Source organism: Streptosporangiales bacterium, assembly GCA_009379955.1.
GTDB lineage: Bacteria > Actinomycetota > Actinomycetes > Streptosporangiales > WHST01 > WHST01.
The window spans coordinates 1-13,099 of the sequence record WHST01000075.1 but is presented as its reverse complement, the minus strand read 5'-3'; the positions used below and the strand labels follow the sequence as shown (position 1 = coordinate 13,099).

The following is a 13,099-nucleotide window of genomic DNA, read 5'->3' as shown; positions in this document are numbered from 1 at the left end:
CGTCATGTGCGGCTCCTCCGATCGGTCCGTGTCACTGGGCTGGGGCAATGGGGGTCGTCCTGGTCAACACGATCTGGCCGACGTCGTCGACGTGGCCGCTCCATCCCTCGTCGACGAAGAGGGTCGAGTCGTACTGTTCGATGATTGCCGGGCCGTGCACCGTGGGACCGCTCGGCGCGTCGGTGCGCTCGTACACGGGACAGTTGACGTAACCCTCCTCGCCGACGTAGGCGCGCCGCACGTCCTTGCGTGCGTCGTCCCACGACCCGGCGCCGCCGGCGGGTGCGGCGAGCCGTGGCCGCGGGAAGAGGCCGAACCCGGTGGCGCCGATGTTGACGAGCTCGATCGGGACCTTGCCGTCGTACTGGTAGCCGTACTGGTCGTCGTGCGTCTGGTGGAAGCGCTTCATCGCGCCGCGGACGGCCTGCTCGGTCAGCTCACTGCCGCCGTTCACCTCCACCGGCACGCGCAGCTCGTACGCCTGGCCGACGTAGCGCATGTCGATGAACGCCTCGACGCGCACCCGGTCGCCGCTGAACCCCTCGCGCTGCAGGTCGGCGGTCACATGCTCGTACACCGTCGAGAACTCGGTGGAGAGCCTGCCGACGTCGAGCTGGTCCTCGCGCTGCACGTGGGTGATCACGTGATCGAAGCGGACGTCGGTCGACAGCAGGCCCTCGGCGGACGTCACGCCGGGAGACGGCGGGAAGATGACCGTGGTGATGCGGAGCGCGTCACTCACCATGCAGGCGTTGAGCCCGCCGGCACCGCCGAACGCCATCAGTGCGTAGTCGCGGGGGTCACGCCCGCGCTTGACGGAGACCACGTTGATGCCCTGGGCGATGTTCGTCGTCGCCAGGTCGAGGATGCCGGTCGCGGCCTCCTCGACGCTCATGCCGAGCGGCCCGGCGAGCTTCTCCTCGAGGGCCCTACGGGCCGCCGCGGCGTCGAGTGTGATGCTGCCGCCGAGCAGGTAGGGGGAGATCCGGCCGAGCACCAGGTGGGCGTCGGTGAGGGTCGGTTCCTCGCCGCCGGCGCCGTAGCACACCGGGCCGGGCGACGCCCCCGCGCTCTGCGGCCCGACCCGGAAGCTGCGGCCGGCGGCGAGCCAGGCGATCGAGCCGCCGCCCGCGCCGACGGTGTGCATGTCGACCATGGGCGTCTTGATGTCGAAGATGTCGATCTTGCCTTCGGTGAGCATGTGCGGATCGCCGTGGTCGATCAGGCAGATGTCGGTGGACGTACCGCCGATGTCGATGGTGATGACGTTCGGGTGGTCGGTCTCGGTCGCGTAGTGGGCGGCCGTCACCACGCCGGCCGCCGGGCCGGACAGCACCGCGGAGATCGGGCTCGGGACGAGCTCCTCGCTGCGGACGATGCCGCCGCTGCTCTTCATCATGTACAGCCGCGTGTCGAGGCCGTCCGCGTCGAGCCGGGTGCGCAGGTCGCCGATGTAGCTGGAGCACAGCGGCATCAGGCCGGTGTTGAGGCAGGTGCTGAGCGTGCGCTCGTACTCGCGGTACTCCCTGATCACGTCGGCGGAGATCGAGACGTAGCAGTCGGGGTGGATCTCCTTGATGATCTCGCGCACGCGCTCCTCGTGGCTCGGGTCGCGGTAGGAGTGCATGAGTGACACGGCGATGGCGTCGATCCCCATCGCCTTGAACTCCTCGGTGGCGGTACGCACCTGGTCTTCGACAAGAGGTTCCAGCACCTCGCCTCGGAAGTCGAGTCGGCCGGCCACCTCGCGGACGAGCTCGAGCGGGACGACCCTGGGTGGCTTGATCCACCAGGTGATGTCGCCGAAGTCGCCCGGCACCGTCTGGCGTGCGACCTCGAGCATCTCCCGATAACCCTCGGTCACGATCAGACCGGTGCGGGAGTACTTCGACTCGAGGATCGCGTTCGTGGCGACGGTCGTGCCGTGCACGACGAACTCGATGTCACCGGGCTGCGCGCCGACCTTGTCCATCAGCTCCTTGATGCCGGCGCCGAAGGCGAGGGACGGGTCGTCTGGTGTCGATGAGGTCTTGTGCACCCACCGCTCTCCGGTGTCCTCACTCACCGCGACGACGTCGGTGAACGTGCCGCCGGTGTCCACGCCGATCCGCCATCCCATGCCGACCACTCCAGCTCCGTCGATGATGTGCCGAAATACGGCACGAATTTGACGCGTGTGGCCGTCACGGTAAGGACGGTCGACGTGCCCTGTCAAGACTCGGCGTGCACTGTCAGTGCACGCGGATTGCTTGTATGTCCGGTAGCCAAAGGGATGTCGCGCCTTTCCGAGTTTCGCGTCCATGCCTTGGGGTACGTCGAGAGGCTCGCCACTGGCGTGCCGAGATATGGCACACTGTCCGCATGGCCACCATGTCCAGCCTGACTCGCAGCCTGCACGTGCTCGAGGCCGTCGCCGAGCACCAACCGGTGGGAGTCGGCGCGCTGTCCCGGCTGCTCGGGCAGCCGAAGTCCACGGTGCAGCGCACCCTCGTCACGCTGGCCGAGGCGGGATGGGTCCGCGGCGGCGGGGAGACCACGCGGTGGACGCTCGGCGCGCGTGCCATGACCATCGGCCGCAGGACGACGTCGGAGGTGCGGCTGCGGGAGGCCGCCCTGGAGCCGATGCGACGGCTGAACGAGGCGACGCGCGAGGCGGTCCATTTCACCGTTCCGGACGGTGATCGGGGCATGGTGGTCATCGACCGGCTCGACAGCGACCAGCCGGTGCGCACGTTCATCTCGATCGGGGCGACCACCTCGCTGACCGCGAGCTCCACCGGGCGGGCGGTGCTCGCACACCGGACCGACGACGAGATCGCGCCCCTGGTCGCGCGCGGCCTCGAGCGTTGCACCGCGAGGACGGTGACCGACCCGGATGCCTGGTGGCGGGAGCTGCAGCTCACCCGGACGAGGGGATACGCCGTCAATCTCGGCGAGAACCGCGACAACGTCTGCGCCGTCGCCGCGGCCGTCCTCGACCCGGGCGAGGCGGCCGTCGCGGGCATCTGCATCTCCGTGCCCGATGTGCGGTTCACGAGTGCGCGCATCCCCGACTGGGGAGAACAGGTGCGCGGCGCGGCGCGGGTGATCATGGCCAACCTGCGCCGCTGAGCAGGGACGAGGGCCGCCTGACGTCACTGTGACGTCAGACGGCGTCACTAGGGCTTGCCATGACGTCATAGTGGTGTCATAGTGGCGTCATGGACCTCACGCCCTACGTCGACCAGCTCCGCCGCGATCTCGCGACCGCGGCCGAGGCCGGCGGCGACGACGCCCGCGCCCTGGCGGAACGCCTCACCGCGCCGCTGGAGTCGGCCACCCGTCTCGCGCTCCTCGACGCCCTGACCGCCGCGGCGGGGGAGATCACCCGTGACCTCGCGCCGGGCTCGGTCGACGTCCGGCTGCGCGGGCGCGACGCCGACTTCGTCGTGACGCCGCCGCCGACCGATCGGCCCGCCGACGACGCCGACACCCCCACCCTGCGCACCGCGTTCGCCCGTGCGGTCGAGGTCACGATGGGCGTCCGGCCGCCCGCGCCGGAGGCCGACGAGGGCGGCACCTCGCGGGTCACGCTGCGCCTCCCCGAACACCTCAAGCCGATGATCGAGGACGCCGCCGGCCGGGAGGGGCTCTCGGTCAACGCCTGGCTCGTCCGCGCCGTCGCCGGCGCGCTCGACTACGAGCAGGGCCGCCGGGCCGACCCCGGCACCGGCTCGCAGCTCGGCGGGCGCTTCACCGGGTGGGTGCGCTAGGCACCGGCCCGCGAACCGACACCGTCTCGCCCCGGCCGGCAGGCCAGGGAATCCCACACGCCATTGAGAGGGCACCGCCATGCCTGAGTTCGACACTCCGGAACCGATCATCGCCTCCATCGACATGGCCGCGGGATCGGTCCACGTGATCGCGGGTGACCGGAAGGACACCGTCGTCGAGGTCGGGCCGAGGAACCCCGACAGCGCCGCCGACGTGCAGGCCGCCGAGCAGACGCGGGTCGACTACGCGGCCGGCCGGCTGCAGGTCAGGGGACCGAAGAGCTGGGTGCGCTCGCTCTTCACCTCTGGTCCGTCGATCGTGGTCCGCATCGAGCTGCCGGCGGGATCGGCACTCGACGCCGACGCCGGGGCCGACTTCACCTGCGAGGGACGGCTCGGTGCCGTCGACGTCAACGGTGCGATCGGCGACATCCGGATGGAGCGCACCGGCCGGCTGCAGGGCAAGACCGCGAGCGGCAACATCGTCGTGGCGCAGGTCGACGGACGGGCCGACGTCAGGACCGCCGCCGGCGAGGTGCGGATCGGGCACGTCGACGGCACCGCGGTGATCCGTACCTCCGCAGGGCACCTCACGGTCGGCGAGGTCACCGGCGACCTGCGGCTCAACACCGCGTACGGCGACATCTCGGTCGACCGCGCCCTGGCCTCGGTGGTCGCGAAGACGGCCAGCGGCCGGGTCAGGATCGGCGAGGTGGTGTCCGGCTCCGTCGTCCTCGACACCGCGCAGGGTGACCTCGAGATCGGTGTCCGCGAGGGCACCGCCGCCTGGCTCGACGTGAGCTCGAAGTCCGGCGTCGTCCGCAGCGACCTCGGCGCGTCCGAGGCGCCGACGGAGTCCGACGAGACCGTCGAGATCCGCGCCCGCACCCAGTGGGGCGACGTCGTCGTCCACCGCGCATGAACGTTCACCCCGAAGAGAGGAAAACCATGACGACCCACCGTTACGCACCGGCGATCGAGGTGACGGGCCTGCGCAAGTCGTACGGCTCCAAGGTCGTGCTCGACGGCATCGACCTGAACGTCGCCGAGGGGACGATCTTCTCGCTCCTCGGCCCCAACGGCGCCGGCAAGACCACGACGGTGCACATCCTGTCCACGCTCCTGCCCGCCGACGGCGGCGAGGCGCGGGTCGGCGGGCACGACGTGGCCAAGGACCAGGACGACGTGCGCGCGGTGATCGGCCTCACCGGCCAGTTCTCCGCGGTCGACAACCTGCTCACCGGCGAGGAGAACCTGATCCTGATGGGCAACCTGCGTCACCTGGGTCGGCGCGAGACCAGGCGGCGTGCGGCCGAGCTGCTCGAGCGGTTCGACCTCGTCGAGGCGGGCGGGAAGAGGCTCGCGACGTACTCCGGCGGCATGCGGCGCCGGCTCGACCTCGCGATGACGCTCGTCGGCGACCCGCGCATCATCTTCCTCGACGAGCCGACCGCGGGTCTCGACCCGCGCAGCCGGCGGACCATGTGGCAGATGATCCGCGAGCTCGTCGCGAGTGGTGTCACGATCTTCCTCACCACGCAGTACCTCGAGGAGGCCGACCAGCTCGCGGATCGCATCGCGGTCCTCGACAAGGGGAAGATCGTCGCGCAGGGTACGGCGGCGGAGCTGAAGGCGATGATCCCCGGCGGTCACATCCTGCTGCGGTTCGCCGACCCGAGCGCCCTCGACACGGCCGCCCGCGCGTTCGACGAGTCGATACGCGACGACGACGCGCTCACGCTGCAGGTCCCCGGCGGCGGCGACATCGCCTCGCTGCGGAAGGCGCTCGACACGCTCGACGTCAACGCGATCGCCGTCGAGGGGCTGTCGGTGCACACGCCCGACCTCGACGACGTCTTCCTCACCCTCACCGACCGAACCGACAAGGAACCCGTCTCATGAGCACCCTCGCCCACACCGTCACCGACTCGGCGACGATGCTGCGCCGCAACATCAAGCGCATGATCCGCTACCCCGGTCTGACCGTGTTCATGGTCGGCGGGCCGATCGTCTTCCTGCTGCTGTTCGTCTACGTCTTCGGCGGCACGCTCGGTGCGGGACTCGGCGGCGTGTCCGGAGGCCGGGCCGAGTACCTCAGATACGTCGTCCCCGGCATCATGCTGATCGCGGTCACCGGCGCGGCTACGGGGCCGGCGATCACGGTGAACATGGACATGACCGAGGGCATCATCGCCAGGTTCAGGACCATGGCGATCTCCAGAGCCGCGGTGCTGACCGGGCACGTGCTCGGGAGCGTGCTGCAGACGGTCGTCGCTCTCGTGGTGGTCACCGGGCTCGCGGTCGCCCTCGGGTTCCGGTCCGACGCGAGCGTGCTCGAATGGGTCGCGGTGCTCGGCATCCTCGTGCTGCTGTCCTTCGCGCTCACCTGGCTGGCGGTCGGGTGCGGCCTGATCGCCGGCAGCCCCGAGACCGCGAGCAATCTCCCGATGCCGCTGGTGGCCCTGCCGTTCCTCGGCAGCGGGTTCGTGCCCACCGAGTCCATGCCGGCCGCCCTGCGCTGGTTCGCCGAGTACCAGCCGTTCACACCCGTCATCGAGACCATTCGTGGGCTGCTGCTCGGCACCCCGATCGGCAACAGCGCCGTCGTCGCGGTGGCCTGGTGCGTCGCGATCGCCCTGGCCTCGTACCTCTGGTCACGGTCGATGTACAACCGCAAGACCGTGCGCTGAGGCTCACGGAAGCGAGTCGGCGGCCGGCGCGTCGCGTCGGAGGAAGTCGGGCATCGACTCCCTCCAGCGCGGCGCGTCGAGCGCGTTGAGCGCCGCGACGACCCGCTTCTCCTCGTAGCGGAAGTGCGACTCCAGCAAGGCGGAGATGCCGTCGAGCTCGTCGCGGACGCGTTCGTCTTGAGCCGGCCCGGTGTCCAGTCGGGCGAGGAGACTCTCCAGGTTGCCCAGCATGCCGGTGACCGCCTCGTGGTCGTGCCGCAGCTGCTCGATGACGTCGCCCAGCTCGGGGAACCGGCTCAGGAGCGCGGTGAACGCGTCGGCGTCCTCGCCGGTGTGGTGCCGGCGTATCGCTTCGCAGAACGTCAGGCAGTGCGCCCGCAGCATGCGCGGCCGCCCGGCACCATCCTCGACGTACGCGTCGACGTCGTCGCGGAGGCGGGCCAGCTCCTCGCGGAGCCAGAGGTGGACCTCGACCAGTTCGTTGCCGAATGCCCTGAGGCGGTCGTCGGGTCCTGTGGGTGTGCTCATGGCTACCGGGATTATCCACCATCGTGGTCGTGCTGTGACCGGAGGAATTCCGATGTTGCCGCATCACTGTCGTGCCGCTAGGTTTGAGCCCGTGACTGCCGGGTCGGCCATGGGCCAAGAACGAGAGAGTCACCCGGCCGCGAGGTGACGGCCGGGCGGGCGAGAGGCCCGCCTCTTCTTACTCTTCTTCTTCCTTTTTCGCGCTTCTGAATCTCATTGCTGTGCCACGTTCGTACGTCGAGCCGTGGCGATTTCGTGCTGCCCGCGAACCGTCGCGGCCTATCCCTTCCGAAGGAGAAAAGAACAGAGAATGCCGATCGATTTCAACGCACAGGTCATCGAGGAGTTCCGTGCCAACGAGGGCCGGGTCGGTGGGTGGTTCGAGGGAGCCCGGCTGCTCCTGCTGACGACCACGGGAGCGCGGACCGGTGCGTCGCACACGGTGCCGCTCGGCTACCTGCCCGACGGCGCCGAACGCGTCCTCGTGATCGCGTCGGCCAACGGTGCGCCGAACCATCCGGCCTGGTTCCACAACATCGTGGCCGATCCTCGCGTCACGGTCGAGAACGGGGTCTTCAGCTACCAGGCACGCGCCGTCGTTCTCGAGGGCGCGGAGCGCGACACCGTCTTCGCCCGCGCGGTCGAGGCCGACCCCGGCTGGGGCGACTACCAGGCCAGGACCGCGCGCGTCCTCCCCGTGGTCGCCCTCGTGGAGGTCGCGAGCGGGCCGCCGGCGATGAACGCGTCGTCGTTCGGCGCGGGCCTCACGATGATCCACGACGCGTTCCGGCGGGAGCTCGCCCTGGTCCGCAAGGAGTTCGCCGCGTCGGGTGCCGGGCTGGGCACCCAGCTCCGGATGAACTGCCTGACCGTCTGCCAGGGCCTGCACTTCCACCACAGGGGAGAGGACGCCGGGATGTTCCCCGCCCTCGCCGAGCAGCGTCCCGAGCTCGCTCCGACCATCGACCGGTTGCGGCGGGAGCACGAGGAGATCGCGGCGCTCCTCGACGACCTGGAGGGGCTCGTCTCCACGGAGGGGGTCGATACGCAGCGGGTGCTGCCCGAGGTCGAGCGACTGATCGACGAGCTCGAGCGTCACCTGACCTACGAGGAGGAGCAGCTCATCCCGATCCTCGACGCGACGTGAGCCGGCGTGCGGGGCACCCCGACCGGGTGAGGTCGACGGTGCCCCGCACCGGTGGTTACATGTCTCTGTCGCGCATACGGTCACCTTTCTCATGGAATGACCAAGGGGTTACAGGTCTCTGTCGCGCATGCGGCACCTCCCAGGATCGGTTCCTGGGTCGAGAGGTTGGGGCATGCCGACTGGGGGGCGATTGCGCCCGACTTGCACCGTTGTCTAGTCGACGGCGCCGAAGTGGTAGCGCAGTCCCCGACCCATGCGGCGGAGCGGGGTCCTGGCGAACGCATGGGTGGCGTGGCGCGCGAGTGACCCGTAGTGGCGGCGGAGCTCGGTCTCGCTCGGGAAGGGCCACTCGGTGTCGAACACCAGGCCGGGCACTGTCCTCTCGAGGTCGTGAGGGTCGTCGATGGCCCACTCCACGTGCGCTCCCCGTGCCTTGATCGGCCCGACCTTCAGCGAGGCGCGCAGCCACGCCACGCCCAGGCGGTTGTAGCCGTCGAAGAGCATCTCGCCGCCGGGAAAGTGCTCGACGACGCGCCGCAGCATCGCGACGCCGTCGGTGGCGCCGAGGTACGGCGTCAGCCCCTCGGCGACGAGCAGGACGGGACGGTCGCCGGGGATCTCGTCGAGCAGGTGGGGATCGGTGGCCCGGTGAGCGCGCGGTCGACGCCGTCGCCGACGCCGGCCACGGTGCCGGACCACTCGTGTCCCGGCACGATCGGGTAGCGCACGAACGGCGCGGGGCGCGTGCCCTCCAACAGGTCGCGGTCGGAGCCGCAGACGCCGGCCCAGGCGACACGTACCAACGCCTCGCCCGGCCCCGGCGACGCACCGGGACGTCGATCACGAGGAGCCGGCCCGGCTCGTCGACCCGTACGGCACGGCTCATCGGTGGACGCGCCCGCTTCCTCGCTCGCCTGCGGCTCCTTCGACGCGGCGATGCCGCGCGAGATCGTACCAATCATGGACCGCAGGTCGACCTGGTCAGGATTGGCCTACGATCGCCGTGACGTGGTCTGAGTACTCCGGAGCCGAGAGTGGGGCATGGCATGAGGATCACCGCCGTGGAGACCGTCGACGTGCGGTTCCCCACGTCGCGGGAACTGGACGGCTCCGACGCGATGAACCCCGATCCGGACTACTCGGTCGCGTACGTCGTCCTGCGCACCGACGAGGGCGTCGACGGCCACGGCTTCTGCTTCACGATCGGTCGGGGGAACGAGGTCTGCGTCGCCGCGATCGACGCCCACGCGCCGCTGGTGGTCGGCCGCGAGCTCGACCCGGACGACCTCGGGACGTTCGCGAGACGGCTCGTCCACGACAGTCAGCTGCGGTGGCTGGGTCCGGAGAAGGGCGCGGTGCACATGGCCGCGGGCGCGATCGTGAACGCGGCCTTCGACCTGGCGGGCAAGGTGGCGGGTAAGCCCGTCTGGAAGCTGCTCGCCGACCTCGACGCCGACCAGGTGGTCGACCTCGTCGACTGGCGCTACCTCACCGACGCGCTCACCCGTGACGAGGCGCGCGAGCTGCTGAGTGCGGCGGTGCCGGGACGGGACGAGCGCGAGGCGCGGTTGCTCGCCGGGGGCGTTCCCGCCTACACGACGACACCCGGCTGGCTCGGCTACTCCGACGACAAGCTCGTCCGCCTGTCGCGCGAGGCCGTTGCGCAGGGCTTCACGCTGGTCAAGCTCAAGGTGGGAGCGAACCTCGGCGACGACATCCGCCGGATGCGCCTCGCGCGCGAGGCCGTCGGGCCCGACGTGCGGCTCGCCGTCGACGCCAACCAGCGATGGGACGTCCACGACGCGATCGCGTGGATGGACGCGTTGCGACCGTACGATCCGTGGTGGATCGAGGAACCGACGTCGCCCGACGACATCCTCGGCCATGCGGCGATCCGCGAGGGTGTTCGACCGGTGCGGGTCGCCACCGGCGAGCACGTCGCGAACCGCGTCGTGTTCAAGCAGCTACTGCAGGCGCGGGCGATCGACGTCCTGCAGCTCGACGCCTGTCGCGTCGGGGGTGTCACCGAGAACGTCGCGATCCTGCTGCTCGCGGCGAAGTACGGCGTGCCCGTCTGCCCGCACGGCGGCGGCGTCGGGCTGTGCGAGGCGGTGCAGCACCTGGCGATGTTCGACTTCGTCGCGGTGAGCGGCGACGCTGACGACCGGGTGGTCGAGTACGTCGACCACCTGCACGAGCACTTCACCGACCCCGTTGTCCTGAAGGACGGCCACTACGTCGCGCCGTCCGAACCCGGCATGTCGACGGAGATCCGTGCCGAGTCGATCGCCGCGCACACCTTCCCCGGTGGGCCGGTCTGGAGGGCCTCGTGAGTGACGTCGACGGGCTCCGCGTACTGGTCACCGGAGGCGCTTCGGGCATCGGTCGCGCCACGACGGAGCTGCTCGAGAAGCGGGGTGCGCGGGTGGCGAGCCTCGACGTCGACGCGCCGGAGTGGTCGTTCGGGGTGTGCGCCGACGTCACCGACGACGCCGCGGTACGCGAGGGAGTCGAGGCCGTCGCGGACCGGTTGGGCGGCATCGACGTCCTGGTCAACAACGCGGGCATCGGAGCGCGTGGAACGGTCGAGGACAACGACGACGACGAGTGGCGCCGGGTCTTCGACGTCAACGTCCTCGGCATCGTCCGGGTCACCAGGGCGGCGCTCCCGCACCTGCGCCGCTCGGCTCGCGCGGCGATCGTCAACACCTGCTCGATCGCGGCGACGGCAGGGCTGCCGAGCCGCGCGCTGTACTCGGCGTCCAAGGGGGCCGTGCTCTCGCTCACGCTGGCCATGGCCGCCGACCACGTGCACGAGGGCATCCGCGTCAACTGCGTGACGCCTGGCACCGTCGACACGCCGTGGGTCGGACGCCTGCTCGACGCCGCGGCCGATCCGTACGCCGAGCGTCGCGCGCTCGAGGGCCGCCAGCCGACCGGTCGGCTCGTCACCGCCGAGGAGGTCGCCGCGGCCATTGCGTACCTCGCCGGCCCCGGGGCGTCCGCGACGACCGGTGTCGCGTTGCCCGTCGACGGTGGCATGGCCGGCCTGCGGTTGCGACCGCGGAGCTAGTGTCCTGCTCTGCGACGCGGCGCCGCGGTCAGTCGTGGTCGGGCTCGCCGGAGAGGCGGTGGTCGGTGTGGAACAGCGCCTCGGTGAGCAGCCTCCGCAGGTGGCCTCCGCGAGCGCGGTAGTAGACGCGACGGCCGTCCTTGCGGGTGGCGACGAGGCCGGCGAGGCGCAGCTTCAGCAGGTGCTGGCTCGCGGCGGTGGGACCGACGCCCGCCTGTCCGGCGAGCGTGGTGACGTCGAGCTCGTCGCCGTCGCGTAACGACCAGAGGATGCGCAGTCGCGTGGCGTCGGAGAGCATGCCGAAGACCGCGGTCGCGGCATCGACCTGCTCGGCGGACGGGTCGTCCGGCAGCGGATGTCCCTCGGGATGCGCAGGAGTGACTTCCATCGAGACCTTCACATCTGACTAGGTGTGTAATTAAGCTGGTCGGCATGACCCCCGATCCGGTGGAGGACACGCAACCGACCGACCACGGCCACGGACACGCGCACGGTCATGGTGCCGGCAAGGGTATGTGGCGGCTGTGGTCCGCGGTGCGGCGCATCGTCGTGCCGCACTCGCACGACTCGACGGATCGGATCGACTCCGCGCTGGAGGCCAGCAGTCGCGGCATCCGTGCGCTGCTCTTCTCGTTCGCCGCATTGATGGTGACGGCGGTGCTCCAGGCCGTGGTGGTCGGGCTCTCGGGCTCGGTGGCTCTACTCGGTGACACGCTGCACAACGTCGCGGACGCGCTGACGGCGGTGCCGCTCGCGGTCGCGTTCCTGCTCGGGCGGCGTGCGGTGACCCGCCGGTTCACGTACGGCCTCGGCCGTACCGAGGACCTGGCCGGCATCGTGATCGTCATCCTGATCGCGTTGTCGTCCTTCGCCGCGGGCTACGAAGCGGTGAGGCGACTCGTCGACCCGCAGGAGGTCCACCAGCTGGTGCTGGTCGCGATCGCCGGTGTCGTGGGCTTCCTCGGCAACGAGCTCGTCGCGCGGTACCGGATACGTGTCGGTCGCCAGATCGGTTCGGCGGCGCTGGTCGCGGACGGTCTGCACGCGCGCACCGACGCGCTGACGAGTCTGGTTGTCGTCGGCGCCGCGATCGGCACCTGGTTGCGCATCCCTTACGCCGACCCGATCATCGGCCTTGGCATCACGGTCATGATCGCGTTCGTCCTGAAGGACGCCGCCAAGGAGGTCTTCTCCCGGCTGCTCGACGCGGTCGACCCCGCGCTCGTCACCCAGGCCGAGGCCACGCTCGCGGAGACCGGAGGCGTGCGCGACGTGACCGACGTACGGATGCGATGGGTCGGCCACGCCCTGCACCTCGAGACCACGCTGACCGCGGATCCCCGCGCGAGCCTCGTCGACGCGCACGCGGTCGCGGTCGACGCGGAACACCGGCTCCGGCACGCCCTGCCCCGCCTCGCCCGCGCCACCGTGCACGTCGACCCGCACCCGGAGGACGGCGACGGCACCCGCGTCGACCACCATGAGGAGCTGGCCCACCACCTGGTCAGGGTCTGACTTTCGTCGGGTCGCTGGTGTGGGGTCGCTGTCTGTTGGTCCACTGCCTCACCCCTCTTTTTGATTGTTTAAGTCGATCGTCGGGTGTCAAGAATCCGCTTGGCGTTTATGGCGGTGCTCGGGTCTGGCGGAGTCTTGACACCCGACGATCGACCTGAACAGCGCGCATCTACGGGGTGAGGCAGCTCCCGTGGCTGCCACGCTCGCCGGTGGCTGCGTGGTGTCGGTCGCCTCGCGGCCGCAACCCGTGAATGGCACCCTCACCGTGCCGGGGCATGGTGAGGGTGCCGTTCACAGGTGCGCTGCGAGGGTCATCGGCGGAGCTTCACCTCACCGACATGGACTTCACCTCGTCCCGGCACGAGGTGAAGTCCACGTTGATCACGTGCACGTG

Annotated in this window: 14 protein-coding genes; 9 read left to right on the top strand and 5 right to left on the bottom strand. The window is 70.3% G+C overall.

Translation table 11 applies throughout. From position 1 onward, the window contains the following. Positions 1–31: 31 nt before the first annotated feature. On the bottom strand, positions 32–2,119 hold the full coding sequence (locus tag GEV10_20665; protein MQA80862.1) for a hydantoinase/oxoprolinase family protein: 2,088 nt from the start codon (positions 2,117–2,119) through the stop codon (positions 32–34). 251 nt (positions 2,120–2,370) lie between these two features. Here GEV10_20665 and GEV10_20660 point away from each other — a divergent pair, with 251 nt between their 5' ends. From GEV10_20660 to GEV10_20640, 5 genes are all read left to right on the top strand, one after another. Next, on the top strand, positions 2,371–3,111 hold the full coding sequence (locus tag GEV10_20660; protein ID MQA80861.1) for a helix-turn-helix domain-containing protein: 741 nt from the start codon (positions 2,371–2,373) through the stop codon (positions 3,109–3,111). A gap of 89 nt (positions 3,112–3,200) precedes the next feature. After that, positions 3,201–3,752, top strand: a complete 552-nt coding sequence (locus GEV10_20655) for a hypothetical protein (GenBank protein ID MQA80860.1) — start codon at positions 3,201–3,203, stop codon at positions 3,750–3,752. A gap of 79 nt (positions 3,753–3,831) precedes the next feature. Further along, the gene (locus tag GEV10_20650; GenBank protein MQA80859.1) at positions 3,832–4,674 is read left to right on the top strand and encodes a DUF4097 family beta strand repeat protein; all 843 of its coding nucleotides are present in this window, start codon (positions 3,832–3,834) and stop codon (positions 4,672–4,674) included. 26 nt (positions 4,675–4,700) lie between these two features. After that, on the top strand, positions 4,701–5,654 hold the full coding sequence (locus GEV10_20645; protein MQA80858.1) for an ATP-binding cassette domain-containing protein: 954 nt from the start codon (positions 4,701–4,703) through the stop codon (positions 5,652–5,654). Beyond that, complete coding sequence (locus tag GEV10_20640; GenBank protein ID MQA80857.1) at positions 5,651–6,442, top strand: ABC transporter permease; 792 nt, start codon at positions 5,651–5,653, stop codon at positions 6,440–6,442. The genes GEV10_20645 and GEV10_20640 overlap by 4 nt, the downstream gene beginning before the upstream one ends. Positions 6,443–6,445: 3 nt before the next feature. Here GEV10_20640 and GEV10_20635 read toward each other — a convergent pair whose 3' ends face one another. Next, on the bottom strand, positions 6,446–6,970 hold the full coding sequence (locus GEV10_20635; protein MQA80856.1) for a hemerythrin domain-containing protein: 525 nt from the start codon (positions 6,968–6,970) through the stop codon (positions 6,446–6,448). Positions 6,971–7,280: 310 nt separating this feature from the next. Here GEV10_20635 and GEV10_20630 point away from each other — a divergent pair, with 310 nt between their 5' ends. Beyond that, positions 7,281–8,117 carry a nitroreductase family deazaflavin-dependent oxidoreductase gene (locus GEV10_20630; GenBank protein ID MQA80855.1) on the top strand — a complete coding sequence of 279 codons (837 nt, stop codon included), beginning with the start codon at positions 7,281–7,283 and terminating at the stop codon, positions 8,115–8,117. Between the two features lie 213 nt (positions 8,118–8,330). On the opposite strand, the gene GEV10_20625 is transcribed toward GEV10_20630, so the two are convergent. Together GEV10_20625 and GEV10_20620 are read right to left on the bottom strand one after the other, a co-directional pair. After that, positions 8,331–8,660, bottom strand: a complete 330-nt coding sequence (locus GEV10_20625) for a hypothetical protein (protein ID MQA80854.1) — start codon at positions 8,658–8,660, stop codon at positions 8,331–8,333. A 32-nt stretch (positions 8,661–8,692) separates the two neighbouring features. Continuing rightward, positions 8,693–9,079, bottom strand: a complete 387-nt coding sequence (locus GEV10_20620) for an alcohol dehydrogenase catalytic domain-containing protein (protein MQA80853.1) — start codon at positions 9,077–9,079, stop codon at positions 8,693–8,695. A gap of 84 nt (positions 9,080–9,163) precedes the next feature. On the opposite strand from GEV10_20620, the gene GEV10_20615 reads away from it, so the two are divergent. Both GEV10_20615 and GEV10_20610 read left to right on the top strand, forming a co-directional pair. After that, on the top strand, positions 9,164–10,450 hold the full coding sequence (locus tag GEV10_20615) for a fuconate dehydratase (GenBank protein ID MQA80852.1): 1,287 nt from the start codon (positions 9,164–9,166) through the stop codon (positions 10,448–10,450). Next, positions 10,447–11,190: an SDR family oxidoreductase gene (locus tag GEV10_20610; GenBank protein MQA80851.1), complete on the top strand. Its 744-nt coding sequence runs from the start codon at positions 10,447–10,449 to the stop codon at positions 11,188–11,190. The genes GEV10_20615 and GEV10_20610 overlap by 4 nt, the downstream gene beginning before the upstream one ends. A 28-nt stretch (positions 11,191–11,218) precedes the next feature. Here the strand turns inward: GEV10_20610 and GEV10_20605 are convergent, their stop codons facing one another. Continuing rightward, complete coding sequence (locus GEV10_20605; protein ID MQA80850.1) at positions 11,219–11,578, bottom strand: metalloregulator ArsR/SmtB family transcription factor; 360 nt, start codon at positions 11,576–11,578, stop codon at positions 11,219–11,221. Between the two features lie 125 nt (positions 11,579–11,703). On the opposite strand from GEV10_20605, the gene GEV10_20600 reads away from it, so the two are divergent. Continuing rightward, positions 11,704–12,705, top strand: coding sequence for a cation diffusion facilitator family transporter (locus GEV10_20600; GenBank protein ID MQA80849.1), 1,002 nt, complete (start codon positions 11,704–11,706; stop codon positions 12,703–12,705). The last annotated feature ends 394 nt before the right edge of the window (positions 12,706–13,099 follow it).